The sequence below is a fragment of the Comamonas sp. FUJ_7 genome (assembly GCF_057369555.1).
Genome location: NZ_JBXXZI010000003.1, coordinates 124,163 through 150,123 on the forward strand (window position 1 = coordinate 124,163; position 25,961 = coordinate 150,123).

The following is a 25,961-nucleotide window of genomic DNA, read 5'->3' on the forward strand; positions in this document are numbered from 1 at the left end:
CGAACTTCAACGCAGCATGCCCCAAAATTTGATAGCACTGTCTGCGCGCATTCACTAATGCATGTACCGGAAACCCATGCCAATCGACCTCGTTCGCACAAGGTCCATCGGGCTTGAAACTCTTGCAGGCAAGCGCACGCCAGACACAATGCCGGGCATGGCCGCTACTGGCCTGAAAGCCAAAACAGGGAGAGGGAAAGTGAGACGCTCCAGAACCTTGGCAAGCGCCAGACTCATGGACTCGTCAGCGCAGCACAACGCTGGCTTGTGGTGGTGATGAAAAACGGAAGCCGGCCGCTGTTCAAACCGCTGGCCAGTCCCCTTGGCAAAGCGAAACACCCGATATCTCCCCTGGCGGCTTCAGCCGCACTGTCTTGTTTTCTTCAGGCTGGAGAGAAGCCCGAAGAAATGCTGCTTTCTGTGAAATAACCTGGGGAAATTGTAGGCAGCTTTGTGTCGTTTCAATGACCGGAAAACGACAGATGTGCTATCGCAAACCCGCGTTGCGTGGCTGCTTGAGCATGGCCTTCATGTCTTCCAAAGAGACGGCACTATTAGCCTCCACTCGCAGCTTGGGCTGAGGCTTGTAGGCGTGGCCATAGACGATTTCGAAGGTCAGCGACAGTTGCCCATCGGGCTGTTTATCCGACCATTTCTCAAGCATTTTTTCCATCAGTTCCGCCTTCCAGCGGCGGCCGCGCAGACCGGCAAAGCGAGCGGGATGCAGGTTGCGCCCCAACTCGCGCAGCTCTTGCAGCAAGCGCTCTGGTGTCGCAAAAGTCAGGGTGATGCGCTCCATGTCCATCACCGGCTCGGCAAAGCCGGAGTGCACAAGCATGTCGCCCCAGTCATGCATGTCAGTAAACGCATGGCCAGCAGGTCCCCAGTCCAATTCAGCATAAAGGCGGTGCAGCTGCTGCACGGTGTCCGGGCCCAGCGCGGAGAACATGACATAGCCATCGACCTTGAGTGCCTTGTGCCAACGCTCAATCAAAGCCTGAGGGTCGGCCGCTGTGTGCAGCAGCATATTGGCCCAGAGCATGTCCATGCTGCCATCTGCGGGCGCAGCGACCTGAGCGCCCGCCCCTTTCCAGCGCGAGAGCTGCCACCAGCGGCTGCCCAGCTTTTCCTGCGCCACCGCTTCGCGCTGCGCTACGGGCTCATACAGCGTGCACTCGGCATCGGGATAGCGCTCACGCAGCAGCTTGTGCACCTTCATGCCGCCACGCACGGGCTCCCAGTGGCACCACTTCTCGGGCGGCTTCACGATCCAGTCCAGACGCTGCTGCATCCGATCTGCCACTTCTTCATGCAACCATGGAGATTCGGCTGGAGCGCTCATATACCAATGGTTTGCAGCTACAGAATCAATAGTTGGAGGCAGAGCGTGGGACATGAGCAGACAAAGGCGGGCAGATGACTGGGGCAGCTGCCGGAAAGAAGATCGATGCGCCGCGAGTATATTGATTCCATGCCCAACCTTCATGCGACATGGCTTTCGCATCTGCGCCGCCAGCAGCAGCGCTGGCTAGATATCTTGCCCAGTCAATGCGCAATCTGCGGGCGCTGGCCGGGACCACGCATCTGCCATGACTGCCAGAGCCGCTGGGCCAGCCTCAGGCATCGCTGTCACTGCTGCGCCCTACCACTGCCAGCCTTGGTCAGCCTTTGCGGCAGCTGCCTCAAAAAGCCACCCCGACTCCAGCACTGCGCAGCCGTGCTGGACTACAGCTATCCTTGGCAGGAACTGATTACGCGCTACAAATTCCGGGCCGATCTCGGTTTGGTGCGCAGTCTTGCCAAGCTGATGGCTCAGCATCCCGAAGTGAGAGAGCAACTTCGGGCCTGTGATGTCCTGCTGCCCATGCCAGCTTCCACGCAGCGGGTACGTGAAAGAGGCTTCGACCATGGGCTGCTGCTGGCCCAATCTCTTGGGGCACAGAGCGACACGCAGCACTCTTTGCTGATTGATGCCGTGCAACGCCAGCACCGGCCACTGCCACAACACGCCTCCAGCCGGGAGCAGCGCCTGCGCCAGTTGCGTGGTGTTTTCAGCATGACTCCCAGACAAAGACTTCTTATTGAAGGTCAGAAAATTCTGCTGCTCGACGATGTCATGACAACAGGAGCGACTCTGGATGCACTGGCCAGCAGCTTGCTCCTGGCCGGAGCGAGCTCTGTCAGTGCCGTGGTTCTGGCTCGAACGCCTTGACCCATATTCGCCAGTCTGGAACTTCCGGGGCCACCAGCGTGGGTAAAAGCCGCCCTGCACAATAGCGCCCCATGTTTCATATCGTTCTTGTGGCGCCCGAGATCCCACCCAACACGGGCAATGTCATCCGCCTGGCCGCCAACACGGGCTGCAGCCTGCATCTGATCGAGCCATTGGGCTTTTCCATGGAAGACCGCCATATGCGCCGCGCTGGCTTGGATTACCACGAGTACGCCAATGTCGCCCGTCACGCCAGCTGGAATGCTTTCCTCGAAACCTGCCAACCCGAGCGAGAGCGTATGTTTGCCATGACCACGCATAGCAGCAGCCCTGCCCATGCTATCGAATTCAAAGCAGGTGACTGGCTGGTGTTTGGTTCTGAAAGCAAAGGTCTGCCGCCCGAGGTGCGCGCCCAGTTCCCCAATGCCCAGCGCCTGCGCCTGCCCATGCTGGCATCACAGCGCAGCCTGAACCTCTCCAACGCCGTAGCTGTCACCGTATTTGAAGCCTGGCGTCAGCAAGGCTTTGCAGGCGCGGCGATGGCCGAACCCGTGCCCGCTCCCTGAGCACACAGCCTGCTCAAGAAAATTCAAGCCCCAAGGACTACGCTAAGGGGCTTTTTTCATGGTGCGGCTCAGGCCGCTGCGCCAAAGCTGCGTGCCAGCGACTCCGCCACGCACACGGGCTTATCAGAGCCTTCACGCTCCACCGTCACCAACCAGGTCATCTGCAAGCCATCGCCCGCAATGCGCTCCGCGTCCTGCAATGTCATACGGGCACGCAGGCGACTGTTCACGGGTACAGGAGCCATGAAGCGCACCCGATTGAGCCCATAGTTCACGCCCATCTTGGCGCCTTCTATCTCGAAAGTGCTCTCGAAGAACTGCGGTAGCAAGGACAGCGTGAGAAAGCCATGGGCAATCGGCGCTCCAAACGGCCCCTTGGCTGCTCGTTCCGCATCCGTATGAATCCATTGCTGATCACCCGTGGCATCGGCAAACATTTGAATCTGTGCCTGGCCAATGGTGACCCAGTCGCTGACAGCGACTTCCTGACCAATTGAGGCCAGCACTTCGGAGTAAGAGCGAAAGGTTTTCATGCGCCCAATGTAGAAGCCCCCTGCCCTACGCCATGTCTGACGCGGGACAGGGGGCTTCCCCTAGAATTCACAATCAAATAGGCCCCAAACGCAATGGATTCAAGCGCTGATAGCTATTGTTTTTAATCACTTCAAGCGTCACCAGAACGCTGCACAAAAAACAGCCCCGCCCCCACCGCCATCAACAGCCCGCCAAACACCCGGTTCTGGTTGCGCATGGCTTTGGCACTGCGCATCAGCCCCCGCAAAGCACTGGCTCCAGCGGCATAGCTGTGCATGACCATGGTATCCACCGCCAGCATGGTGGCCGCCAAAATCGCCAATTGCAGCCCCAGCGGGCGACTGGTGGTCATGAACTGCGGCAGCACGGCAACCATGAAGATGATGCCTTTGGGGTTGGTGGCATTGGTCAGAAAGCCCGTCAGCACACGCTTTTTGAGGCTGATCTCTGGCATGGTTTCCTGCGCAGCCAGTGGTGAGCCACTGGATCGCCATTGGCTGATGCCCAGATAAATCAGGTAGCAGGCCCCTACCACCTTGACCGCATTAAAAGCCCACTCGGAGGCCATGAGCAGCGAGCCCACACCAGCTCCCGCTATCAACAAGATGAGCAGCAGCCCCAGTTGCAGACCCATGATGGTGGCACTGGTCTTGCGCACGCCATAGGACAAGCCGTGGCTCATGGACAGCACAGCCCCTGAACCAGGGGATACGGCAATGATCCAGCAGGCCACAAAAAACGCAAACCACGTGTGCAAGTCCATACCCACTCCAGGCACCTGTTTCAGGCGCAAATCACAAAACGCATATCTTAAAAGTTGCGCCGTGTGCTTGCAGACACGGTGGAGACGAGGCGCTATAAGCGGCAGTTAACGATTCGTCCCATTTTTTTGCGCTTTCAATAAGCTGACGCACAACTCAGAGTGACAGAATGAAGCCAGCTAGGGTAAACACCAAATAACACTCCCATGGAACACGGCACACCGATCTGGCTCACTTACGGCTTTATCTATCTGACGGCGGCAGTACTGGCCGTCCCTATCGCCAGAGCGCTGGGGCTGGGCGCCATCATTGGCTATCTGGGTGCGGGCATCGCCATGGGACCCTGGGGCTTTGGCCTGGTGCGCAATGTGGAGGACATTCTTCACTTTGCCGAGTTTGGTGTGGTGCTGATGCTGTTTGTCATCGGCCTGGAGTTACAGCCCAAGCGCCTGTGGGATTTGCGGCGTCCCATTTTTGGCTGGGGCATGGCGCAGATGCTGGTCTGCACCGGCATTTTATTTATCGCCGCCTGGGGCTTTGGCCTTTCCTGGCGCGTAAGCCTGATCGCTGGCATGGGCCTGGCGCTGTCATCCACCGCTATCTGCCTGCAAGTGATGGCTGAGCGCAACCTCATGCGCACGCCCAGCGGACAGGCAGCGTTTTCGATTTTGCTGTTTCAGGACGTGGCTGCCATCCCCATCCTGGCGCTGATTCCTATTCTGGGTGCCTACAAAGCCGCCCATGCCACACATGGTGACAGCCATGTCTGGCTGGCCATCTTCAAGACCGTCGGCACAATCGCCGCCGTCATCATCGGTGGTCGCCTCTTGCTGCAGCCTGTGCTGCGCTGGATTGCCCGCAGCAAGACGCCTGAAATCTTCACGGCCACTTCGCTGCTGCTGGTGGTGGGCATTGCCATGCTGATGACGCAAGTTGGCCTGTCCATGGCTTTGGGGGCTTTTCTGGCTGGCGTGCTGCTGGCCGACAGCGAGTACCGCAGCGAACTGGAAACCAATATCGAGCCCTTCAAGGGCTTGCTGCTGGGCCTGTTCTTCATGGCTGTGGGCATGAGCATTGACTTTGGCGTCATCCTCAAATCACCCTGGACCATGGCCGCCATGGTTGTGGGCTTTATTGCGCTGAAGGCGTTGATGATTTTTGGTCTGGCCAAGTTCATGAAAATTCCATGGCGCGAGCGTCCAGTCTTCACGCTGATGCTGGCACAAGGAGGTGAGTTTGCCTTTGTGGTGTTCCAGACTGCGGCGCAGTACAAGGTATTTCGTCACAACGTCTCCTCCATGCTGGTCGCCGCCGTTGCGCTGTCTATGCTGCTGGGCCCTTTGCTGCTGGTACTGATGGACAAGTTGCTGCTGCGCCGCTTCTCGACCATCAAGGATGAAGAAGAGCAAGCTAGCAAGGCCCAAGAAATTTCAGAGCCACAAGAGTCTCCCATCATCATTGCCGGCTTTGGCCGCTATGGTCAGATCGTCGCCCGGGTACTTCTGGCACAAGGGATGCGCCCCACTATTCTTGACCACAGCGTCGAAATGCTGGAAGCCGCCCAAACCTATGGCTATCGCGTCTTCTACGGTGATGCCACCCGGATGGATTTGTTGCGCATTGCCGGTGCGGCCTCGGCCCGTGTACTGGTGATTGCCGTGGATTCGCCTGAGCAGTCCATCAAGATCGCCACGCAGGTTCGCAAGCATTTTCCTCACCTTGAAGTCGTTGCCCGCGCCCGCGACCTGGACCACTGGTTCCGCCTGCGCGATCTGGGCATCAAACATGCCGAACGGGAGGTGTTCGACTCCAGCCTGCTCTCTGCCCAATCCGTGCTGGAGCTGCTTGGCCAAAGCCCCGCACAGGCCCGCTTCACCACGCAGCGCTTTCGTGAGCACAACCTGGCCTTGGCCGAGCGTATGTACCCTCATTACAAAGACCAGAACCAGTTGATTGCCGTGGCCAAACAAGGCCGCCAGCAACTGGTGGAGCAAATGGCCAAAGAGCGCGCCGCCCTGCTGAAAGCGCAGAAAGAGTCTGAATCTCAAGACCTGCCTGCAGCGACACCACCCAGCGCCGAGCAAGACCACAGCGGCGCCGACAACAAGCAGCCGTGATACGCTGCGCGCCACTATGTTTAACCCCAGCCAAGCCGACGTACGGCGATTTTTTTGCGGTGTACGCGCCAAGATGATCAGCGGCGCGCCCATGGAGGCCATCGAGACGCTGGCCAGCCTGTGGATAGACGAGCACCCCGAGTATTTTGATGAGCTCTCCGACGTGGAAGCCGCCGTAGCGCGCGACTACGATGCAGAACCTGAGCGCACCAATCCGTTTCTGCACCTGTCCATGCACCTGTCCATTAGCGAGCAATGCAGTGTGGACTCCCCCCGAGGAATTCGCCAAGCCGTCGAACTGCTGGCCAAAAAGCAGGACCTGCATGATGCCCATCACGCGGCCATGGAGTGTCTGGGTCAGATGCTCTGGGAAAGCCAGCGCTCGGGGCGCCCTCCCGACGGTGAAGCCTATGTCGCCGGTGTGCAGCGCCTGGCCACCACGGATGGCCGCTTCAAAAGCTCCCCTTGAGCAGAGCGCCCATTGTTCTTTCGACTCACAAAAAAGAGCCCGCAATTGCGGGCTCTTTTTCGCTACAGTCTTTATTTTTTGCCCAGCCTGAAATTCGGCTGCGTCACGGTCTGCAGCTCCGTATCCAGACTGCCAAGATATCTAGACAGCTGTCGTAGCTCCTCATTGCTGAACTGCTTGACCATACCCCCCATGATGGCGTTGTTACGGCCTATCAGGCGATTGCCTGAGCCATCCTGATATGCCTTGAGCGAGGCATAAAGATAGTCTGAGTACTGGCCGGCCAGCTTGGGGTAAGAGGGATCAATGGGCTTGGCAAAGCCCTCGCCGTGACAAGAGATGCAAGCGCCTTTTTGGAGCAAAGCCGCGACTTCTGCTGTGGGCTCTTTGACTTTGCCAGCTTCCTGCTTTTTGCCATGGCCTGCATAGAACGCAGCCACATCCGCCATATCTTGCTCGCTCAGGGGCTCCGCAATTGCGCGCATGCTCGGGTGCTTGCGGTCACCTTTTTGATAAGCCTGCAGCGATGCCGCGATATAAGCCTCGCTTTGTCCGCCAATCATGGGGACTTTGTAAACCTGAGGAAAGCTGGCCTGATAGCCGGGGATGCCATGGCAGCCTATGCACATGTCAACCTTACTCTCGCCAGCCTTGGCATCCCCCTTGATGGCCTGAGCATTTGCCATGCCGGTCACTGATGCGACAACTACTGCCAATATCGTGGTCCAGGTCTTTATCATTTTTCGCGCACAATCCTTCAAAAGTTCAGACGGGTGCTCAAATGCCTTGCTGCAGTGCAAACGATTATGGCAGTGAGAATTGCGCACGCTTATCAATACTTACGCTGATACCGCCCATGAAGTTTCAAGGTTCCGACAAATACGTAGCCACGCAGGATCTGATGCTGGCTGTCAACGCCGCCGCCACCCTTCAGCGCCCTTTGCTCATCAAAGGTGAGCCCGGCACAGGCAAGACCATGCTGGCCGAGGAAGTGGCCAGTGCGCTGGACATGCCCCTGCTGCAGTGGCATATCAAGTCCACCACCAAGGCCCAGCAAGGCCTGTATGAGTACGACGCAGTCAGCCGCCTGCGCGACTCACAGATGTCGGATTTGGATGGCGGTGAGCGGGTCAAGGACATCAACAACTACATCGTCAAGGGCGTGCTCTGGCAAGCATTCACCGCTGACCGCCCCGTGGCTTTACTGATCGACGAAATTGACAAGGCGGACATTGAGTTTCCCAACGACTTGTTGCGAGAAATCGACCGCATGGAGTTCTACTGCTACGAAACACGCGAGATGATTCGCGCCAAGCACAGGCCTCTGGTGTTCATCACTTCGAACAATGAAAAAGAGCTGCCCGACGCTTTCCTGCGCCGCTGCTTCTTCCACTACATCAAGTTCCCCGAAGCAGAAACCATGCGCCAGATCGTTGCGGTGCACTTTCCCAAGCTGCAGGGCGAGCTGCTCAATGCCGCCATGAAGGTGTTCTACGATGTGCGCAACCTGCCCGGCCTCAAGAAAAAACCATCGACCAGTGAGCTGATCGACTGGCTCAAGCTGCTGGTTGCCGAAGAGATTCCGGCTTCCTCGCTGCAGGACATCGACGGCAAGGTCAGCGTACCGCCCTTGGTGGGCGCATTGTTGAAAAACGAGCAGGATATGAGCCTGTTTGAAAAGCTGGTTTTCATGAACCAGCGCAACCGATAAGCACCGCCTAAAGCACCGCAAACCAGAGGAGACATCCATGAGCACCGTCCAACAATTGCTGCTGGAAGGCAGCTCAGACGCCATCGGCTTTGTGGGTGGAGCCCTGCTGGGCTGGGGCCTGTCTCATGTACTGGGCTTTGATCTGTTTGCCCAGGGGTACGGAGCCGGCAGCATTGCTGCCATCGCCCTGGTGGGAGTGGGCGGAGGCGTAGGCCTCAAGCTGGCCCGCCTGTGGCGGTGCAAAAACCATACAGTGGAGTAACGCACCATGTCTTTTGTCACCCCCGTCACTTTGCGCGACCGCGGTGTGCGTCTGGAGCCGCTGGCACTGAGCCATGAGCCGGGCCTGGCGGCTGCCGCTGCCGATGGCGAGCTGTGGAAGATCCGCGTGACCTCCGTGCCAGAGCCTGGCGAGGTACGCAGTTATATCGAAACAGCGCTGCAGGGCCGTGAGCAAGGCCACCGCTTTGCCTTTGCCGTGGTCGATGACTACAGCGGCACAGTTCTTGGCACCACCAGCTATCACGACATCGCCCCGTCAGTGCGGCGCCTGGAGATCGGATACACCTGGTATGCCAAGAGCGTGCAGCGCACCCATGTCAACACCTCGGCCAAGCTCCTGCTGCTGGCCCATGCTTTTGGCACACTGGGCTGCCACGTGGTGGGCTGGCGCACAGACAATTTCAACTTTGCCAGCCAGCGCGCCATCGAGCGCCTGGGAGCCAAGAAAGACGGCGTGCTGCGCGGCCATGCACTGCGCCGCGACGGCACGATTCGCGACACGGTGATGTATTCCATGCGCAGTGGTGAATGGCCCGAAGCCCGTGCGCAACTGCTCTATCTTTTAGAGCAGCATGCGCCCACCACATAAGCGCTAGAGGCTGATTTCATGCTGATCGACTTTTTCTACACCTTGCGCGCCGCCAAGCTACCCGTCTCCGTCAAGGAGTTTCTGGCATTGCTGGAGGCTCTGGATGCAGGGATCATCGGCCCCAAGAGCGAAGACCGCTGGAGCCTGGACGACTTCTACCACCTGGGTCGCACCATCCTCGTCAAGGACGAGAAGCACTACGACAAGTACGACCGCGCTTTCTCCGCCTACTTCAAGGGCGTGGAAATGCTGGCCGACCTGACCAAGGAAATTCCGCAGGACTGGCTGCAAAAGCTGCTCGAGCGAGAACTCAGCCCCGAGGACAAAGCCAAGATCGAGGCCATGGGCTGGGATGAGCTGATGGAGACGCTCAAGAAACGCCTAGAAGAGCAGAAAGAGCGCCACGAAGGCGGCAGCAAATGGATTGGCACCGGTGGCACCAGCCCCTTCGGCCACGGTGGCTACAACCCAGCAGGCATACGTATTGGCGGGCCAGGGCGCAACAAGAGCGCCGTCAAGGTCTGGGAACAGCGCGCCTACCGAGACTATGACGACACCCAGGAGCTGGGCACGCGCAACATCAAGGTGGCACTGCGCCGCCTGCGCAAGTTTGCACGTCAGGGCAGCGAACTGGAGCTAGACCTGCCGGACACCATTCGCTCCACAGCCGCCAATGCAGGCTATCTGGACATCAAGATGATTCCAGAGCGGCACAACAATGTGAAAGTGCTGCTGCTCATGGATGTGGGCGGCACCATGGATGAACATGTGCAAAAGGTTGAAGAGCTGTTCTCCGCTGTCAAAAGCGAGCTCAAGCACCTGGAGTTCTACTACTTCCACAACTGTGTCTATGACTTCATGTGGAAGAACAACCGCCGCCGCTTTGCCGAGAAGTTTTCAACCTGGGACATCATTCGCAAGTACAACAAGGACTACAAGCTGATTTTTGTAGGGGATGCCACTATGAGTCCCTACGAAGTCCTACAGCCTGGCGGCTCGGTTGAGTATATGAACGAGGAACCCGGCGCCGAATGGCTCCAGCGGCTGACCAACGCCTTTCCTCACTTTGCCTGGATCAATCCGGAACCTCAAGGGGTATGGCAATACCGTCAGAGCATCAGCATCATCCAACAATTGATGAGTGATCGTATGTATCCGCTGTCGCTCAAAGGCCTGGAGGATGCCATGCGTATGCTGTCAAAATAATTGTTATGCCCCAGACATTGCTTCCCCCAAAGCCGGCACTGAAGCCGGCTTTGTTTTTAAGCGCCGCATTGATACTCAGCGGCTGCAGCCTGCTTCCGTCCAAGGACAAAGATGTAGAAGCCATGGGCATAGACTCCAGCGGCCCTCCTGCCTTCACTCTGGAAGTGGAGGCACCCAAGGAAGTTCAGTCACTGCTGGAGCAGCACCTGGAGCTCAAGCGCTTTCGTCACCAGCCCGACCTGCAGCGTCGGGAGCTGACACGACTGCTGGGCGCAACCGATGCCAACGTACGAGAGCTGATCGGTACTCTGGGCTACTTCAGTCCCACAGTCACGGTCGAGCTGACGGAAACACCCGACGAAGAGGTTCCGCGCACGGTACTGGTCAAGGTTGACCCCGGCCCCCCTACTGTCATTGAAAAATCCGAGGTTCGCTTTACCGGCATCAATGCCAACGACGAACTGGGCACCTCACAGCGCCTGCAGATTGAGGAAACCTGGCCACTGCAAGCAGGAGAGCAGTTCTCCCAATCGGCCTGGAGCAGCGCCAAAAGCGGCGGCCTCAAAGAGCTGCAAAAGCGCCGCTATCCACTGGCCCGCATTGACACCAGCTTGGCCGATATCGATGCAGACACCAACAAAGCGCAAGTCAGCGTCAGCTACGACCCCGGCCCTGCTTACACATTTGGCCCACTGCAAATCGACGGTGCCAAGCGTTACGACCCGGTGGGCACGGCCCGTATTGCACGACTGCCGGAAGGCAAGGAGTACGACCTGCAAACCATGCTCGACGCCCAGCAAAGGCTGGTCAGCAGCGGCTACTACGACTCGGTCTTTTTGTCATTGGCAGACTCTCCACAGCAAGATGCCACTGAGGCCCAGCGCGACGAGCAGCGCAAAAACCAAGGCGCCGCCATTACTTCACCCGTCATCGCAAAGGTTCGCGAAGCCAAACTGCAAAAGTGGGTGTTTGGTGTGGGCGCCAGCACCGACACCGGACCTCGCCTATCGATTGATCACATCTATAACAAGGTTCCAGGCCTGAACTGGCGTGCCACCAGCAAGCTGCAGCTGGACAAGAAAAATCCGCTGATCTCCACGCAGCTGGTCGGGCTTCCCGGTGACGACCTCTGGCGCTGGTTTACCGGTGCCAAGTTTGAGCGCGCACCGGCCGGCGACTTCAACACCAACAGCGCACAACTGCGCTTTGGCCGCTCCAAGGCTGAAGACCGCATTGAGCGCAATATGTACCTGCAGTACGACTACGCCAAGACGCAAGGCGCAGGCGCACCTCCCGGTGCCTCGTCCCTGCTAGCCAACTATGGCTGGACGGCTCGCTACTTCGACAACAACCTGCTTCCCTCATCCGGCTTTGGCCTGGCGCTGGAAGCCGGTGCAGGCACGACGCTGACACCACAGCGCTCGCCCTTTGGCCGCATCACCGGCCGTTGGCTGAGCCTGATCCCACTGGGCGAGCGCGATGAAACCACCCATCGCCGCAGCCGCCTGCAGATCAGGGCCGGAGCAGGTGCCGTCATCGCCCAAAAAGACGTGGACCTGCCCACCACTATCATGTTTCTCACGGGTGGTGACAACACGGTGCGTGGTTACGGCTATCAGTCGATTGGTGCACGTACCGACAATGGCCGCGTGATTGCAGGCCGCTACATGGCCATGGGCAGCGTGGAGTGGCAACGCCCCATTTCCATCAAAGGCAATACCCAGGATTTCGAGCACGCCATCTTCATTGACGCCGGTACCGTGGGTGATGACATCAACCACCTCTACACCCGCGTTGGCCTGGGTACCGGCATACGCTGGAAAAGCCCGGTCGGGCCGATTCAAGCAGATCTCGCCTGGGGCGCACAAGAGCAGCGACTGCGCCTGCACCTGCGTCTGGGCTTCACGTTTTAAGCATGGCAGAACAAGACTCCTCCCCCTCCTCTGCGACGGTCGCTGCTGCTGAGCCCGCTTCGCCTGTCAAACGCCGACGCTGGCTACGTGCACTCGGCTGGTTCTTTACCGCTACTTTTCTCGCAGTTGCTCTGGCCCTGGGCACGCTGCTGTGGTGGATAGGCCATGACGACTCCCTCAATCAGATCCTTCAGCGCGTCGCCGGATGGATGCCGGCCAACCAGACGCTCGTAGCCAAGGATGTCACGGGCAGCGTGAAGAACGGCGGCCATATCGGCTGGCTGCAATGGCAAAGCCCGACCATGAAGGTCGAAGTCAAGAACGCCCAGATTGGCTGGCAGTTCCGTCCTCTGGTGCTGTCACGCACACTCAAGCTGGGTGAGGTTCATATTGCCGAGCTGAGCATTGCCAGCACCCCGAACCCCGACAAGGAACCCAGCGAACGCATGCAGTCGCTGACCCTGCCAGTCAAGATTGAACTACCTTTCAAGGTCGATCACATCACTTGGCAAGGGCCACCGCAAGCCGTGGTGCAGGACCTGAGCGGCCGCTATGAATACACGGGCACGCATCACGACCTGAAGGTCAGCAGCCTGCGTTTTGCGCAAGGCAACTACCAGGCACACCTCAAGCTGGAAGGTGCAGCCCCCATGGCACTGCAGGCAGAAGCCAGCGGCGATGTACAAGTACCCAACCCACTGGGAAAGCCTGAAGAGCAGAATGCCACGATTGCCGTTCAAGCCAAGGTCAGCGCACATGGCACGCTGGCCACCGAGGCTGCAGCCCTGGAAATCAAGGCCAGCGCGCAAGCCCAGCCGCACAGCTCCAGCGCCGAAAATATCAATGAAATTGACCTAAAAGCATCTACAGACAAGGGCAAGCAGCTATCAAATTCAAAGTCCAGCAGTGATGCTGCCACCGAGTCCATGCATGCCGATATTGAGGCCAGCATCATGCCCTGGCGCAGCCAGCCTCTGCTGGCTGCCAAGGCAGATCTGCACAACCTCGATATCTCTGCCTTTTGGCCTCAAGGCCCACGCACTTTGCTGAGCGGTGAACTGCAGGCCGGCCCCGACAAGGCCTGGCCAGCAACAGACGATCTGACGACGCAGCCCTGGGAGCTGAACGCCCGCTTCCGTAACACCCTGCCCGGCCCTTGGGACAAGCAGCGCCTGCCTGTGGCCGACCTGCTGGCCCAAGTGCACTATGACGGCCAGCAATGGGTTGTGTCGGACTCTCACCTTCAGGTTGGCAAGACGCAAGGCCAAGGCAAGATTGCGCTCAACGGCCACTTCACGCCCACCACCCAGCTTTTTGAAGGCCAGGCCGTGGTTGAGCAACTCAACCCGGCAGACCTCTACAGCACTCTGGACGCCTCTCCGCTGCAAGGCGAAATCACTGCAAAGGCAGTACAGCCTGATGCCGACCACAACAGCAGCGACAACGCAGCGGCCAGCAAGATCGTGTTCGGTGTCAGCCTGCAGGCTGCTGCTGCCAGACGAGACAGCAAGGCATTGCGCATTCAGACTCTGGCCGCACAAGGTCAATGGCAAGCGCCACTGCTGCAACTCGACAAGCTGCAACTGGAGGCCCTGCAAGCCAGCATCGAGGGCAAGGCCGTTGAGTTCAACACTGAAACCCAGCTGGCCAAAGCTCAGATCAAAGCAGCCGCGCCCGGTGCACAGCTGAGTTTTGACGGACAGATCGGCCCCGACAGCGGCGATGCGCAAAGCCTGCTGAGACTGAACTCGCTCTCCACACTTTCTCAGTGGCTGCGCAAACTGCCCGGTATCAAAGACCCGCTGGGTGGAGCCCAGCTGGATGGCCGTGCAGACTTGCAACTGGCCGTCAAAGGAGGCTGGGAGAACCTGCTCAAACGCCTACATTCGGCTCATGGCCAAAGCATTCCCGCCAGCGGCATGCAGCTTCAAGCCAAATTGCAGGCCGAAAAAATTCGCTATCTTGCTGCGGGCTCCGCTCCAGATCAGGCCGCGGTTATACCGTCGCTTGTGTTGAGCCTGAACGGTAGCCCCGAGAACGCCACCATCAGCCTGAGTGCTCAAGCCCAGCAAGCGGGCAAAAGCGCGCAGCTCGACACCGTTGTGCAGGCCGGTTTGGCAGGCGGTAAAGGCTCCGCACCACTGGACTGGCAAGCCAGCTTCGAGAAGCTCCAGGCGCAGTTCACCGTCGATAATGACAAACCAGGCCCCTGGCTTGCGCAATTGCAGCCCGGCGCTCCGCTTCAAATCAAGCAGCGCACCAGCGGCCAGACGGTGCTGAACACCGTCTATCAATTCAGCGCCGGCCAGCTACAGCTGATCCCCCCAAAACTGGGCATTCGCCGCACCAGTACTGAAGCGCTGAAGCCAGCCCAGCTCGTATGGGACAGTGGCTCCATCACTCACACCGGCAGCGGCCAATGGGGCGTGCAAAGCTCAGGTCAGGCCAAGGGCCTGCCCCTGGCCTGGGTCGATGCATTCAGCTTTGGGGATGATGAGCCGCCACTGGAAGCTGCAGGCCTGTCTGGCGACCTGAGCTTCAATGCCCGCTGGGATCTGGACACGCTGGGCAAGAAGCTCAAGGCCGATATCACCGTAGAGCGTGCTGACGGCGACCTGCGACTGGCTGTCGATGACGGCTCCAGCACCACAGTCATTCACACCACCGGCCCGACCGCGAGCAAACCCGGTCGCACCCGCACCCGCCAGGTCAGCGGAGCTGGCATGCGCGCCCGCATCCAAGACGTTCGACTGAACGTCAAAGCCGATGGAGCGCAAGTCAACGCCAAGCTTCTGTGGGATAGCGAACGCGCTGGCAAACTCACCGCTGATCTGCGCACCCAGCTCAGCTACCAGCAAGGTGCCTGGACTCTGCCCGGCACAGCGCCGCTGTCCGGCCAGCTGCATGCAGATATGCCAGATATCGGTCTATGGGCCTTGTTTGCCCCGCCTGGCTGGCGCGTGCAAGGCACTTTGGCAGCCGATGCTGCTCTCAGCGGCACACTTCAAAACCCGCAATGGCAGGGTGATCTCAGAGCCGATGGGCTTCATATTCAATCCCTGCTCGACGGCGTGGACCTGCGCGATGGCATTCTGCGTGCCAAGCTGCAGGGCACTCGACTGGATATCACCGAGCTGCGCCTCAAAGGCGGCAAGGGAAGCCAGGCCCGTATTCTGGGCTACAGCGGCAACCTGACCCGCGCTCCTGAAGATGGTGGCCTGCTCACCGGCTCCGGCTATGCCCAGTTCACCCCCGGCACAGGCCCAGACGCCGGACTGAGCATGAACCTGCAAGCCACTGCCAGCAAGCTTCAGGTGCTGGTACGGGCCGACCGTCAGGTCAGTGTCTCCGGTGCTCTGCAGGCAAAACTGGAGCAAGGTCAGTTCATTCTGCGTGGTGATCTCGCCGTTGACCGAGCCTCCATCATTCTTCCGGAAGAGTCGGCCCCCTCTTTGGACAAGGACGTCGTAGTGCGCTCAGCCGCCTTGCGCAAGGCCGAAGAGGAAGAGCGTCTGCGTGCCGAGCGTGAAGCCCGCAAGGAGCAGGCACGCGCCACACCTCGCAAGCTGCCCGACATCCTCGTCAAGCTGGACATGGGCCGCGACTTTGCGTTGCAAGGCTTTGGTATCACCACCAGACTGCAAGGACAGCTTGAAGTGCGTGGTGCCAGCTATGCTGGCGGGCCGCCCAGCATCACCGGAGAAATCCGTACCGTCGAAGGCCGCTACCGTGCCTGGGGTCAGTCTCTGAATGTGGAAAACGGCCTGATTCGCTTCAATGGCCCCTACAACAACCCCTCGCTGGACATTCTGGCCCTGCGCCCCAACATTGCCGTCAAGGCTGGTGTGCAGGTGCTGGGAACAGCCAGCGCGCCGCGTGTGCTTCTGTATTCCGACCCTGTCCTGCCGGATGCAGAAAAGCTGTCCTGGGTCGTCATGGGCCGCGACCCTGCTTCAGGCGGTGCCAGCAGTGCACTGCTGCAGCAAGCGGCCTTGGCACTTCTGGCCGGCGGCAACAGCAGCAGCGGCAAGATTGCCGGCAGCCTGGGCCTGGACGAAGTAGGCTTCAAGGGCGGTGGCGATGGGGATGCAGGGGGCGCCGCACTGACCATGGGCAAACGCCTCTCGGACAAGCTCTACCTGACGTACGAGCAAAGCCTGTCCGGAGCCATGGGCATCATCTACATCTTCTACGACCTGTCGCGCAACCTCACGCTGCGCGCCCAGACCGGCGTAACCAGTGCCATGGATCTGGTCTATACCGTGCGAAAGGATTAAGCATGAAATCAGCCTCTAACGCTTGTATGAAAAGCGCTAGCAGCTATCTTTTCTGATATGTCTGCCACACGCACGCCACAGCAAACCGCAGCGGGCCAGCTTGTCTCTGCCATTCAAAAAGAATGGATCGCCGAGATAGGTGAGTCCGCTGCAGCACACAGCGAACAAACCCTGGATCGGGCCCATGAAATACTGCAGGCAGTCACACAAAATCGCCTGCACGAACTATTGCAAGAACGCAGCATTGAGGAATTTCTGGATAACGACTCGGTCACGGCGCACGCCAAAGTGATGCCAGCCATCAAGGCACTAAAGCAGTACGCCCGGCCTCAACATCCTGCATCAAAGCCCGAAGAGGCAGGCTAACGCAGTTAGAATCCAGCGTCCCTCCCCGTAGTTCAATGGATAGAACGGTCGCCTCCTAAGCGACAAATACAGGTTCGATTCCTGTCGGGGGGACCAAATTCAAGGCCGCAAAGGTACATCACCTTCGCGGCCTTTTCTGTTGGTGAGTGCTAAAAGCCAGTGTGGCGTGATTCATTCGCCCTGGTGCGTCTCTCAGACCCATGCTTGCGAACTGATTTGATCTGATACATGGCTGCATCGGCTTTTTGCAGTGCATCATCCACACCGGTCTCATCTGGGTTCAGGCCGACCAAGCCCACGCTTGCGCCCGGATAAGCAATGCGGCGGCCATCGGCTAATTCAACACTGGTAACGGACACGCTAGACAAGCGTCTCTGCAGCTCTTGGAGCGTGGGGGTGCAATCCTGCGTCAATTGAGGGCCCACGCCCACCACTACAAATTCGTCGCCACCAAACCGCGCCAGCATGTCGCTTCCGCGCAAGGCAGTACGCAGTTTTTCGGCCTGCGAGCGCATCAAGGCATCTCCTGCTTCATGCCCAAAATGGTCGTTGATCTGTTTGAAGTCATCCAGGTCAATAAATCCGACCAGAGCCCACTCACGCGTACGCCGGCAGTGTGCAATGACGCGTTGCAACTCCTCGGTTACACAGCGCCGGTTAGGCAAGCCCGTCAACGCATCCACCATCACCAGCGATGACAGTTCCTCATTGGCTTTCTGCAAGGATCTCAACAGCTCTTCACGCTCTGCAAATCCACCGATGATGGTGGCAAACAGTCGCAATGTGTCTCTGGCCTCATCGCTCAGAGACTGCGACTTTGTACTGGCCGCACACAGTGTTCCGTAGAGTGATCCATCCGCAAATCTGACGGGGGTGCTGACATAAGTCTTAATCCCCAGCTTTTGGGCTGCACCCGAGTCAGCCCAACACTCCGTCACGTTGTTCACGTAATTGCGACCTTCATCCAGTGCTCTTTTGCACAAGGTGTCAGCCCACGGGACTTGCAGGCCTTCGGGAATGTTCATCTCCCCTTTGTTCAGCGCATAGAGAACACTCTGGATGCCACGAGACTCGTCCACGGTTGTGAGATAAGCCGACTCCAGCTCGGTCACCTCGATCAGAATCTCCAGCAAAGGTTGCGTGAATGCGCACAGCGTCTGGGAGGATGTCACAGAGCTGGAGAGTCGCTGAACTATCGATGACATCGGGCAGCCTTTGATAAAGAGAAAGTCACGAATAAAGAGAAAGCAAGATCAATCTCCATTTTCCGTGACTCAGAGGTATGGTGTGCTTTGATGCATCATGCAAATCTTTTCGGGATTTAACAGGCTCCGCACCGAGTCATCGGCTGTCAGACGACTTCTTCGGCCACCGCACTCTGACTCTCAAACCTCCCAGCCGGGGAGACTCATCAAGCAGTAACTCGGCACCGCTGCTTTGCGCAATGCTTTGCACAATCGCCAGCCCCAATCCACTGCCTGCGGCCATTGCGCCAGCATCAGCGCCCCGCACAAAGCGCTGCAGCACACGCTGGCGCTCAGCCGGCTCAATACCTGCACCAGAATCCTCGATGATCAGCGCATCGCCTTGGGAGTCTCTAGCCCAGCCCACATCCACGCGCCCTCCAGAGGGAACGTATTTGATGGCGTTATCCAGCAAGTTACGCAATAGAGTTGCCAGGGCCTGTGCATCAGCCTCTACGCTGAATGCACTTTGCTGCAATGGATCGTCGCTCAGCCCCAGATCAATCTCTTTGGCCTGAGCGGCAGGAGCCGCATCCGCCAGCGCCTGAGCCACTAGCAAGCGCAAGTCCACCTTCACCACCGAGCCCGTCTGCTGCGCTCCTTCTAGCCTAGCCAAAGCCAGCAACTGTTCCACCAGCCTGCGTGCTCTTTCAATGCCCTGCGCCAGACGTTCTTCGGCCACTGCTCGCTCCTTCTGGTCTTGTGCCTTGTGCAAAACCTGTAGCTGCAACTGCAAGGCAGCCAAGGGCGAGCGCAGTTCATGGGCCGCATCTGCCACAAAATTTTGCTGCGCCTCAAATGCCTGACTCACGCGCAACAACAGGCTGTTGAGCTCTTTGACCAGTGGACGCATCTCATCCGGCAAATCATCTTCCGCCACGGCTTGCAAATCTTGCGGTTGACGCAAAGCCAGTTCATGCCTGACACGTTGCACCGGAGTCAATGAATGCCGGATGACCCACCACACCAGCAGCGCCAGCAATGGCAGCAAAAGTACTACCGGCAGCAAGCTGCTCCACGCCGCATCTCTCGCCAGCACCTGGCGCACACGCATATCTTGTGCAACCTGAATGACCTGGGATCTTGTCTGCAGAGAGAACACTCTGTATGTCGTTCCTCGCAAAGGCACATTAGTAAAGCCCAGCACCGCCATCTGGGGCAAAGCACCACCCAAAGCCGATTCGAAAATTCTCAGCCCTTCATTTGTCCAGACCTGCACGATGAATTCATGGTTTTCATCTTCGGGCGGCGTTCCCTGTGGCCTGCCTTTGGCGTCTACAGGCAGGCCCGCGCGCAGCGCGAATGCTGTTTGCTGCATCTGGTAGTCGAACAATGTGTCCGTCTGCTCCAGTGCATTGCGATAGGCAAACACGCCTTGCAGCACCATGACCCCAAAAATGGCCATGCAGATCAACGACAGCAGTCGTCCGCCCAGCGAGCTTGGCAGACGGAGGAGGCTTGGCACTTTGATGCTTTTCATGGCTTGGGCACCATATAACCAAGACCACGCACATTGAGCACCGCTGCGGCTCCCAGTTTTTTGCGCAACCCATGGATATAGACCTCGATGGCGTTGCTGCTGACCTCGTCACCCCAGCCATAGAGCTTGTCTTCGAGTTGCTGACGCGACAAAGTCGCTCCAGGCCTGCTCAGCAAGGCCTGTAAAACAGCCCACTCACGACCGGAGAGACTGACTGGTTGCCCGTCAACACTGGCTTCCCGCGTCTGGGGGTTGAGCACCACACCATTGTGCTCATAGACAGCGTCAAGCTGTCCACTGGCTCGGCGCGTCAGCGCACGGATGCGAGCCAGCAACTCATCCATGTCGTAAGGCTTGATGACATAGTCATCGGCCCCCGCATCCAGACCTGCAATCCGGTCACGCACTGCGTCACGCGCAGTCGTGATCAAGACCGGCGTTGTGATCTTGCGAGCCCTCAGCTGCCGCAGTACCTGCAGCCCATCGACTTTGGGCAAGCCAAGGTCTAGTAGCACTAGGTCGTACGTGTGGGCAAGCAAAGCCGTATCGGCCTGAGCTCCGTCCTCCACCCAATCTACTACGTAGCCATCGGTACGCAGCAGCGCCTGCACGGCCTGGCCGATCATGGTGTCGTCTTCAACAAGCAGCAATCGCATGCAAGAAGAATAGCGCCTCCTGAGCCATTACGCCGCCCCTCTGGGTCTGCAACAGGGCAACAAACTCCCGATGGAGCATATGGACGATATCTGAGAGCCATGCTCTTATGTGCAAGAAGCTGCTGCGCCCCTGCATCAACAACAAAGGCGCGCCGTTCAAAACGGACACGCCTTCATGGACAGAGACTTAAAGGGAAAATCCACCTACAGGCAAGCTGCTCTCTATCGTTTTCAATAAAGCCTGAGGCAGCCCAACGCTGACTCAAAGGATCACAGTCAGACTGCGGCTTCCAGCCCTGGCATGGCCATGCGGGCCTTTGTCAAAGCCATACCCAGATTGGCTGTGCGGCGGCAGACAAAAACGGCTACATAGTCAGGCACCGCCTTGCTGCGCAGAAAGACGTGAATCAGGTTGTCGCTGTTGATGATGATTTCCTGAAAGTAGTGGTGGTCATCCGTGTTCACGCCACGCGAGCGCTTGAACAATGTCTCGATCATGGAGACATTGGGGCCGTTGAACAAATCGGCTGTGGCCGCTGCCACCAAGTCAATCACTTCGCGGGGATGGGAGTCCACGGTACGGATAGACAGCAACATGCCTGAAGCAGCATCCACATAACCGGCAGCCAGACATTCGGGCACCGAGGCCACGGCCTGAGTCAACACAGCATCCAAACTCATTACATACTCACTTTCTTTTTACAGGGCCCGTACGTCACCCGCCTCGGACTCGAAGCAGATAGCGCACGTTTCATCGTTATCTTGAAAACTCAGCCCATTTTTTGGAGCAGAGCGTTTTCGAATTCATGCAGCAGTGCCTCTTGCGCGTCTGACTGCACATACTGCGCATCAATCAAACGCACCCGTCGCAAGGCCTCTTCTGCCGTCAAGCCTTCGCGCACCAACCAGGCCGCCAGCACCGTCCCAGTCCTACCCAGGCCCGCAAGGCAGTGCACAGCCAGTACCTCACCGCGGCGCAAAGCGGCCGACATGCGAGCCAAGAGCATCTGCATCTGGGCAACCGTAGGAGGCTCCTGGTCATAAACAGGCAAATGAAAATTCTTGAGGCCATGACGAGCCAAGGCATCCTGGGGAAAGTCTTTTTCCGTCAAGGTGATCAGCATGGTGATGCCGCAACGGCTCAATGCCTTGAGGTCTGCATCCATGTCATGCACCACGCCCGGCCAGGGTGTTCCTGCCAACCGGCCCGGCACCAGCCAGGAAAATCCATTGGGCCCACGGCTTGCAGCCACGGCGTTTTCAGCCGCGACCAGTGGCTGCATCTCCATCAGCACAGCTGCATTGACTGGACGAGGCTGATAGGTCGCAGCGGGGGCAGACTCGGACACAGCAGCGACAGGCTCTTCCTCGACCTTTTTGATCTCGGGGGCAGGCTGTGAAGCAGGCAATACTGAAGCTTCCGCCTCCTCTGGCTCTTGCACAACACTGACTTCAGGAGTTGCCGGCGCGGCCTCCACAAACTCTGCAATCGCCGCCAGTGCAACTGCGGGCAGTGGTGGGGGTGGCAGCACATCGTCCGCCAGCTCATGAATGGGGGTTCCCGGCATGGGTACGGCACAACTTCCGGTACGCAGAAACTGCTGCCCTGCGGCACTGACCGGACGCTGCGTAAAAGCGCTCATGCTGGCTGCTTCCTGAATGCGCCCTCCCGCAAGCAACAACATCTGCTGGGCAGCCGCCTGAGCATGCTGCTGTTGATGCGTGACCAGCAGCACACTGCTGTGCTGACCAATTTGCTTGATGACATCCAGCAGCAAAAAGGCTTCATAGCCTTCCAGATCAGCCGTAGGCTCATCCACCATCAAGACTGCAGGCTTGGCCCATGCCTCCCGCAAGATGGCAACCGCACGCTGCTGCACTGTGCTGAGCAGCATGGTCGGGCTGTCCAGCACCTGGGCCAGCTCGGCAAAGCCAAACTGCTGCAACTGCTCTGTCACCCACTGGCGCCACTCCAATGGAGAACGGCTTTCAGTCTGGCGCCCCATCTCGATCAGGGCATCCAGCGTATTGGCGCGCATAAGGCGGGCGTGCTGCTGCACCAGACGCGGCAAGGCCTGGGGGCTTTCAGCACTCAGTGGCATGTCCAGGAGTTGCCCCGCGTATGTCACCTGACCCCAAGTGCGAAATCGTGGATTGGCTTCATTCAGACCGGCCAAAGTGCGCAGCAATGTCGATTTGCCTGTACCGGCTGGGCCCAGCAGGGCCGTCACGCCCTTGGCAGGCAAGACAAAATCCACTTCGGCCAAGACAACACGCGGGCCATACGATGCCCCAAGGCCTTGCACCTGCAGACTGTTTTGCTGTTCCAAAGAAGTCTCCCTCGCAGCGCCTACTTCGGAGGCTGTCACGTTTTGATGGCAGTCACGCTTTGCTGCTCTCGATGGCAGTCAACAGGCGAATGATTGAACTGATCAGTCTATTTCATTACACCCGTGTGAATCTGACACTTAATAAAACGTGACAAATCCATAGGGAGATCCCCATTTGCCCCCGCAATTAAGCAAGCTTTTGCGATGAATCAAGGCAATCGGAGCGAATCGGCAAAATTCATCAAAAAAGCCGCTTCTCTCGATAGCGGCTTTTTTTCAGGCTCATTCAACCCAGTCGTACTGGCACAAAAATCTTGTTGCCATCACGCCAGATCAGGACAGCGACCGTCTTGTCTGCCTTAGCGACGGTTGCGCGCACTGCTTCGATATTGCTGGCAGGCACCCCGTTGATCGACAGCAGCACATCTCCCTGGGCAATTCCTGCAGCGGCAGCAGGTCCACTGGCCTGAGCAACCAGCAAGCCAGCATCGACACCGAGCTGACTTTGCTCTTCAGGCTGCAAAGGCCGCAAGGCCAGTCCCAGCTTGCCCTTGCCTGCCTCCTGAGCAGATGCAGCCTCCTTCACAGGCTTGTCGCTAGCATCACCCAAAGTCGCCGTCAGCGTCTTTGCCTCTCCTTTGCGCCAGACTTCCAGCTTGATCTTCTGTCCTGGCAGAGCTTGGCCGATCAAGGCTGGCAGATCGCCCGAGGCGATAACCGCCGCGTCATCGACTTTACGCACCACATCGCCCGGCTCCAGTCCTGCCTTGGCAGCCGGGCCATTCTTCTCAACGCTGGCGACCAGTGCCCCTTCGGGCTTGTCCAGCTTGAAAGAGTCAGCAAAAGCCTGGTTCACCTCCTGCACGCTCACACCAAGCTTGGCGTGCTGCGCCTTGCCAGTGGACTGAATCTGCTGCTGTACCCTCGTTGCCAGATCAATCGGAATCGCAAACGACACACCTTGGTAGCCCCCCGAGCGGGTATAGATCTGACTGTTAATGCCCACTACCTCCCCTTGTGCATTGAACAAGGGACCACCCGAGTTACCGGGGTTGATAGCCACATCCGTCTGCAGGAAAGGCACAAAGGAGTCATCAGGCAACGAACGCCCCTTGGCGCTGACCACACCAGCCGTCACGCTGTTTTCAAAACCGAAGGGGGAGCCAATGGCCAGCACCCAGTCTCCTACCCGCAGCTGGCTGGTCTGCCCCAGTTTGACGGTCGGCAAACCCGTGGCTTCAATTTGAAGCACCGCCACGTCCGTCTTGGGATCCGCCCCCAGCACCTTGGCCTTGAACTCTCGGCGATCGGTAAGCTTGACCGTGACTTCATCGGCTCCATGCACCACATGGGCGTTGGTCAAAATCACGCCATCACTGGAGACAATAAAGCCTGAGCCCTGTCCGCGCACCGGCGTTTCAGAGGGTTGCGACTGCTGCCCTCCAGGGCCCCTGCCTGGCATGCCAGGCATACCGGGGATGCCGAACTGGCGAAAGAATTCAAAAAATGGGTCGTCCGGCTCCATCTGCTGCGATCCACCGCGAAAACTTTGCTGATCCGCTGTCGCCTCACCATCGCCATCTCTCATGGAGCGCGAAGAACCGACGACGCTGATATTGACTACCGCGGCGCCATTGCGTGCCGTGATGTCGGCAAAATTAGGTGCTCCCACCACAGGCAGATGGTTTGGCGCTGTCGTCGTCGACGACGCTACCTGGGCTGTCGCTGGGCTGCGCGAGCCGACCAGTCCGGCGCCCGTGGCGCCCAGCGCACCGATGGCTCCTGCAGCAACCAGAGCCATCACCAATCGACGAGGGGTGGACAAAAGTGTGTTCATGGCAAACCTTTCAGAGATACACCAAAGCGGTGTCATTGAAAGCAAGTTTGAACCTGCACACTTAGGCCAGACTTAGGAAAGCAAAGATCGACACCTTGCCGCCTAAAATCTCCTAAAAAGAGAGCTATGAGCCATTACCCAGTAAGGAGATAAAGGATTTTTTACTCAAAAATCAGGCAATCACTCAAAGCAGCTCCAGAACCAACTCCGGTGGTCGGCACAGCTTGGCCCCCTTGGGCGTCACAACGATGGGGCGATTGAGCAGCACCGGATGAGCGGCAACCGCAGCAATGATTTGCGCATCGCTCACCGCTGCATTGTCCAGGCCCAGTTCCTTGTATTGCGCTTCCTTGGTGCGCAACAACTCACGCACCGGCACGCCCAAGTGCGCAATCAGCTCAGCCAGCTCAGGCGCTGTCAGCGGCGTTGCCAGATACTCCACGATATTGGGCTCAATGCCACGCTCGCGCAGCAAAGCCAGCGCGCCACGCGAATTGCTGCAGCGGTTGTTGTGGAAGATGGTGATATCGGGGCGGTTCACTGGGGCTTCAGTACTTGTAGTCATGGCTGCAGTGTAGCGAGCCACACGCCCAAGCCCGGCCTCATTGGGCCCGCAGTCGATCTACCTCGGCATGTAGGTCCTTGGCCCAGATACGGCGATCCCGGCCCTGTGCCGTTTCCGGCTCGCCATAGTGCACAACTGCCTGCAACTGCTCAGAACTCAACACACGCCAGATGGAGCCCAGCAGGGTTTCATCTCCCACATAGGTGGCCGCATAACTGATGGAGCCCGTGCGCCCATCCACAAAGCTCAGCCCAACGGGCTGTACCGGCACATTGCATTGCACGGCCGCTTCCAGAAGATTGGAATGGAATGCCAGCAGCTCACGGCCATCACCCGTCGTCCCTTCAGGAAAGACCGCCAGAATTTCTCTGCGCTTGAAAGCCTCTTCCATTGCACCGACCATGCGCACGGCATCGCGTCGTGAGCTGCGCTGTATGTAAAGCGTGCCTGCCGCCGTGGCCAGCGTGCCGATGATGGGCCAGCCCTTGACGTCAGATTTCGAAATAAAGCGACAGTGGCGCGCTGCATGCAGCAGCGGAATGTCGAGCCAGGAGATATGGTTGCTGACGATCAGCACCGGCCCTTGGGTCGGAGGCTTGCCCTTGACCTCCAGCTCAACACCTGCGCGCAGCAGCAAAGTAGCGGCCCATGCCTGCACATGTTCATGCTGCTGCCAATGGTTGAGTTGAGGAAAGCGGAACGCCACAATCCAGGCGCCCTTGGCCACATGGGCCATCAAACGCCACCCGCGCCAGACCGCACGCGTGCTGGTTTTGATTTTGTGCAAGCCGTTTGCCATGATTTCCAAAGAGTGTAGCGGCTCGTTAGGACTCAATTGCAGCAACT

Annotated in this window: 23 protein-coding genes and 1 tRNA gene; 12 read left to right on the plus strand and 12 right to left on the minus strand. The window is 58.5% G+C overall.

Annotated elements, in window-relative coordinates:
• Positions 1-487: 487 nt before the first annotated feature.
• Positions 488-1,396 (minus strand): class I SAM-dependent methyltransferase, encoded by a 909-nt coding sequence (locus AC2I9W_RS06065; RefSeq protein WP_486409116.1) that lies wholly within the window; start codon positions 1,394-1,396, stop codon positions 488-490.
• 321 nt (positions 1,397-1,717) lie between these two features.
• Between AC2I9W_RS06065 and AC2I9W_RS06070 the strand changes: the two genes are divergently transcribed.
• Both AC2I9W_RS06070 and trmL read left to right on the plus strand, forming a co-directional pair.
• Positions 1,718-2,212: a ComF family protein gene (locus tag AC2I9W_RS06070; protein ID WP_486409117.1), complete on the plus strand. Its 495-nt coding sequence runs from the start codon at positions 1,718-1,720 to the stop codon at positions 2,210-2,212.
• A 71-nt stretch (positions 2,213-2,283) separates the two neighbouring features.
• A complete protein-coding gene (gene trmL, locus AC2I9W_RS06075; RefSeq protein WP_486409118.1) occupies positions 2,284-2,778 on the plus strand; it encodes a tRNA (uridine(34)/cytosine(34)/5-carboxymethylaminomethyluridine(34)-2'-O)-methyltransferase TrmL in 495 nt (164 codons plus the stop codon).
• A gap of 68 nt (positions 2,779-2,846) precedes the next feature.
• On the opposite strand, the gene AC2I9W_RS06080 is transcribed toward trmL, so the two are convergent.
• Together AC2I9W_RS06080 and AC2I9W_RS06085 are read right to left on the minus strand one after the other, a co-directional pair.
• Positions 2,847-3,311: a MaoC family dehydratase gene (locus AC2I9W_RS06080; RefSeq protein WP_486409119.1), complete on the minus strand. Its 465-nt coding sequence runs from the start codon at positions 3,309-3,311 to the stop codon at positions 2,847-2,849.
• A 131-nt stretch (positions 3,312-3,442) separates the two neighbouring features.
• Positions 3,443-4,075, minus strand: coding sequence for a LysE family transporter (locus tag AC2I9W_RS06085; protein ID WP_486409120.1), 633 nt, complete (start codon positions 4,073-4,075; stop codon positions 3,443-3,445).
• Positions 4,076-4,279: 204 nt separating this feature from the next.
• Between AC2I9W_RS06085 and kefC the strand changes: the two genes are divergently transcribed.
• Together kefC and AC2I9W_RS06095 are read left to right on the plus strand one after the other, a co-directional pair.
• Positions 4,280-6,190 carry a glutathione-regulated potassium-efflux system protein KefC gene (gene kefC, locus AC2I9W_RS06090; RefSeq protein WP_486409121.1) on the plus strand — a complete coding sequence of 637 codons (1,911 nt, stop codon included), beginning with the start codon at positions 4,280-4,282 and terminating at the stop codon, positions 6,188-6,190.
• A gap of 16 nt (positions 6,191-6,206) precedes the next feature.
• Positions 6,207-6,659: a DUF1841 family protein gene (locus AC2I9W_RS06095; RefSeq protein ID WP_486409122.1), complete on the plus strand. Its 453-nt coding sequence runs from the start codon at positions 6,207-6,209 to the stop codon at positions 6,657-6,659.
• Between the two features lie 71 nt (positions 6,660-6,730).
• Here AC2I9W_RS06095 and AC2I9W_RS06100 read toward each other — a convergent pair whose 3' ends face one another.
• On the minus strand, positions 6,731-7,399 hold the full coding sequence (locus tag AC2I9W_RS06100; protein ID WP_486409123.1) for a c-type cytochrome: 669 nt from the start codon (positions 7,397-7,399) through the stop codon (positions 6,731-6,733).
• 116 nt (positions 7,400-7,515) lie between these two features.
• On the opposite strand from AC2I9W_RS06100, the gene AC2I9W_RS06105 reads away from it, so the two are divergent.
• The 8 genes from AC2I9W_RS06105 (at position 7,516) to AC2I9W_RS06140 (ending at position 17,099) form a co-directional block, all read left to right on the plus strand.
• Positions 7,516-8,370 carry an AAA family ATPase gene (locus tag AC2I9W_RS06105; protein WP_486409124.1) on the plus strand — a complete coding sequence of 285 codons (855 nt, stop codon included), beginning with the start codon at positions 7,516-7,518 and terminating at the stop codon, positions 8,368-8,370.
• Between the two features lie 37 nt (positions 8,371-8,407).
• Complete coding sequence (locus tag AC2I9W_RS06110; RefSeq protein ID WP_486409125.1) at positions 8,408-8,632, plus strand: hypothetical protein; 225 nt, start codon at positions 8,408-8,410, stop codon at positions 8,630-8,632.
• A gap of 6 nt (positions 8,633-8,638) precedes the next feature.
• Positions 8,639-9,241: a GNAT family N-acetyltransferase gene (locus AC2I9W_RS06115; RefSeq protein WP_486409126.1), complete on the plus strand. Its 603-nt coding sequence runs from the start codon at positions 8,639-8,641 to the stop codon at positions 9,239-9,241.
• Between the two features lie 18 nt (positions 9,242-9,259).
• Positions 9,260-10,447: a vWA domain-containing protein gene (locus tag AC2I9W_RS06120; RefSeq protein ID WP_486409127.1), complete on the plus strand. Its 1,188-nt coding sequence runs from the start codon at positions 9,260-9,262 to the stop codon at positions 10,445-10,447.
• Positions 10,448-10,452: 5 nt separating this feature from the next.
• On the plus strand, positions 10,453-12,360 hold the full coding sequence (locus tag AC2I9W_RS06125) for an autotransporter assembly complex protein TamA (RefSeq protein WP_486409128.1): 1,908 nt from the start codon (positions 10,453-10,455) through the stop codon (positions 12,358-12,360).
• A gap of 2 nt (positions 12,361-12,362) precedes the next feature.
• Positions 12,363-16,637 carry a translocation/assembly module TamB domain-containing protein gene (locus tag AC2I9W_RS06130; RefSeq protein WP_486409129.1) on the plus strand — a complete coding sequence of 1,425 codons (4,275 nt, stop codon included), beginning with the start codon at positions 12,363-12,365 and terminating at the stop codon, positions 16,635-16,637.
• Between the two features lie 57 nt (positions 16,638-16,694).
• On the plus strand, positions 16,695-17,003 hold the full coding sequence (locus AC2I9W_RS06135; protein ID WP_486409130.1) for a hypothetical protein: 309 nt from the start codon (positions 16,695-16,697) through the stop codon (positions 17,001-17,003).
• Positions 17,004-17,024: 21 nt separating this feature from the next.
• Positions 17,025-17,099: transfer RNA gene (locus AC2I9W_RS06140), tRNA-Arg, on the plus strand.
• 53 nt (positions 17,100-17,152) lie between these two features.
• On the opposite strand, the gene AC2I9W_RS06145 is transcribed toward AC2I9W_RS06140, so the two are convergent.
• The 8 genes from AC2I9W_RS06145 to AC2I9W_RS06180 form a co-directional block, all read right to left on the minus strand.
• Entirely contained in the window at positions 17,153-18,208 is a 1,056-nt protein-coding gene (locus AC2I9W_RS06145; RefSeq protein WP_486409131.1) for a GAF domain-containing protein, read from the minus strand.
• 136 nt (positions 18,209-18,344) lie between these two features.
• Entirely contained in the window at positions 18,345-19,727 is a 1,383-nt protein-coding gene (locus AC2I9W_RS06150) for an ATP-binding protein (protein WP_486409132.1), read from the minus strand.
• Entirely contained in the window at positions 19,724-20,383 is a 660-nt protein-coding gene (locus tag AC2I9W_RS06155) for a response regulator (protein WP_486409133.1), read from the minus strand. The genes AC2I9W_RS06150 and AC2I9W_RS06155 overlap by 4 nt, the downstream gene beginning before the upstream one ends.
• A gap of 276 nt (positions 20,384-20,659) precedes the next feature.
• Positions 20,660-21,064, minus strand: a complete 405-nt coding sequence (locus AC2I9W_RS06160; RefSeq protein ID WP_158393355.1) for a hypothetical protein — start codon at positions 21,062-21,064, stop codon at positions 20,660-20,662.
• Positions 21,065-21,153: 89 nt separating this feature from the next.
• Positions 21,154-22,713, minus strand: a complete 1,560-nt coding sequence (locus AC2I9W_RS06165; protein WP_486409134.1) for a phosphatase domain-containing protein — start codon at positions 22,711-22,713, stop codon at positions 21,154-21,156.
• Between the two features lie 286 nt (positions 22,714-22,999).
• Positions 23,000-24,550 (minus strand): Do family serine endopeptidase, encoded by a 1,551-nt coding sequence (locus AC2I9W_RS06170; RefSeq protein ID WP_486409135.1) that lies wholly within the window; start codon positions 24,548-24,550, stop codon positions 23,000-23,002.
• A 184-nt stretch (positions 24,551-24,734) separates the two neighbouring features.
• A complete protein-coding gene (gene arsC, locus AC2I9W_RS06175; protein ID WP_486409136.1) occupies positions 24,735-25,115 on the minus strand; it encodes an arsenate reductase (glutaredoxin) in 381 nt (126 codons plus the stop codon).
• A 37-nt stretch (positions 25,116-25,152) separates the two neighbouring features.
• Positions 25,153-25,914, minus strand: coding sequence for a lysophospholipid acyltransferase family protein (locus AC2I9W_RS06180; protein ID WP_486409301.1), 762 nt, complete (start codon positions 25,912-25,914; stop codon positions 25,153-25,155).
• Positions 25,915-25,961 lie beyond the last annotated feature (47 nt).

Excerpts from the sequence above, each read along its gene's own strand:
- AC2I9W_RS06065 (WP_486409116.1), bottom strand. The coding sequence starts at position 1,396 with ATGTCCCACGCTCTGCCTCCAACTATTGATTCTGTAGCTGCAAACCAT.
- trmL (WP_486409118.1), top strand. The coding sequence starts at position 2,284 with ATGTTTCATATCGTTCTTGTGGCGCCCGAGATCCCACCCAACACGGGC.
- AC2I9W_RS06080 (WP_486409119.1), bottom strand. The coding sequence starts at position 3,311 with ATGAAAACCTTTCGCTCTTACTCCGAAGTGCTGGCCTCAATTGGTCAG.
- AC2I9W_RS06085 (WP_486409120.1), bottom strand. The coding sequence starts at position 4,075 with ATGGACTTGCACACGTGGTTTGCGTTTTTTGTGGCCTGCTGGATCATT.
- kefC (WP_486409121.1), top strand. The coding sequence starts at position 4,280 with ATGGAACACGGCACACCGATCTGGCTCACTTACGGCTTTATCTATCTG.
- AC2I9W_RS06095 (WP_486409122.1), top strand. The coding sequence starts at position 6,207 with ATGTTTAACCCCAGCCAAGCCGACGTACGGCGATTTTTTTGCGGTGTA.
- AC2I9W_RS06100 (WP_486409123.1), bottom strand. The coding sequence starts at position 7,399 with ATGATAAAGACCTGGACCACGATATTGGCAGTAGTTGTCGCATCAGTG.
- AC2I9W_RS06105 (WP_486409124.1), top strand. The coding sequence starts at position 7,516 with ATGAAGTTTCAAGGTTCCGACAAATACGTAGCCACGCAGGATCTGATG.
- AC2I9W_RS06110 (WP_486409125.1), top strand. The coding sequence starts at position 8,408 with ATGAGCACCGTCCAACAATTGCTGCTGGAAGGCAGCTCAGACGCCATC.
- AC2I9W_RS06115 (WP_486409126.1), top strand. The coding sequence starts at position 8,639 with ATGTCTTTTGTCACCCCCGTCACTTTGCGCGACCGCGGTGTGCGTCTG.
- AC2I9W_RS06120 (WP_486409127.1), top strand. The coding sequence starts at position 9,260 with ATGCTGATCGACTTTTTCTACACCTTGCGCGCCGCCAAGCTACCCGTC.
- AC2I9W_RS06125 (WP_486409128.1), top strand. The coding sequence starts at position 10,453 with ATGCCCCAGACATTGCTTCCCCCAAAGCCGGCACTGAAGCCGGCTTTG.
- AC2I9W_RS06130 (WP_486409129.1), top strand. The coding sequence starts at position 12,363 with ATGGCAGAACAAGACTCCTCCCCCTCCTCTGCGACGGTCGCTGCTGCT.
- AC2I9W_RS06135 (WP_486409130.1), top strand. The coding sequence starts at position 16,695 with ATGTCTGCCACACGCACGCCACAGCAAACCGCAGCGGGCCAGCTTGTC.
- AC2I9W_RS06145 (WP_486409131.1), bottom strand. The coding sequence starts at position 18,208 with ATGTCATCGATAGTTCAGCGACTCTCCAGCTCTGTGACATCCTCCCAG.
- AC2I9W_RS06150 (WP_486409132.1), bottom strand. The coding sequence starts at position 19,727 with ATGAAAAGCATCAAAGTGCCAAGCCTCCTCCGTCTGCCAAGCTCGCTG.
- AC2I9W_RS06155 (WP_486409133.1), bottom strand. The coding sequence starts at position 20,383 with ATGCGATTGCTGCTTGTTGAAGACGACACCATGATCGGCCAGGCCGTG.
- AC2I9W_RS06160 (WP_158393355.1), bottom strand. The coding sequence starts at position 21,064 with ATGAGTTTGGATGCTGTGTTGACTCAGGCCGTGGCCTCGGTGCCCGAA.
- AC2I9W_RS06170 (WP_486409135.1), bottom strand. The coding sequence starts at position 24,550 with ATGAACACACTTTTGTCCACCCCTCGTCGATTGGTGATGGCTCTGGTT.
- arsC (WP_486409136.1), bottom strand. The coding sequence starts at position 25,115 with ATGACTACAAGTACTGAAGCCCCAGTGAACCGCCCCGATATCACCATC.
- AC2I9W_RS06180 (WP_486409301.1), bottom strand. The coding sequence starts at position 25,914 with ATGGCAAACGGCTTGCACAAAATCAAAACCAGCACGCGTGCGGTCTGG.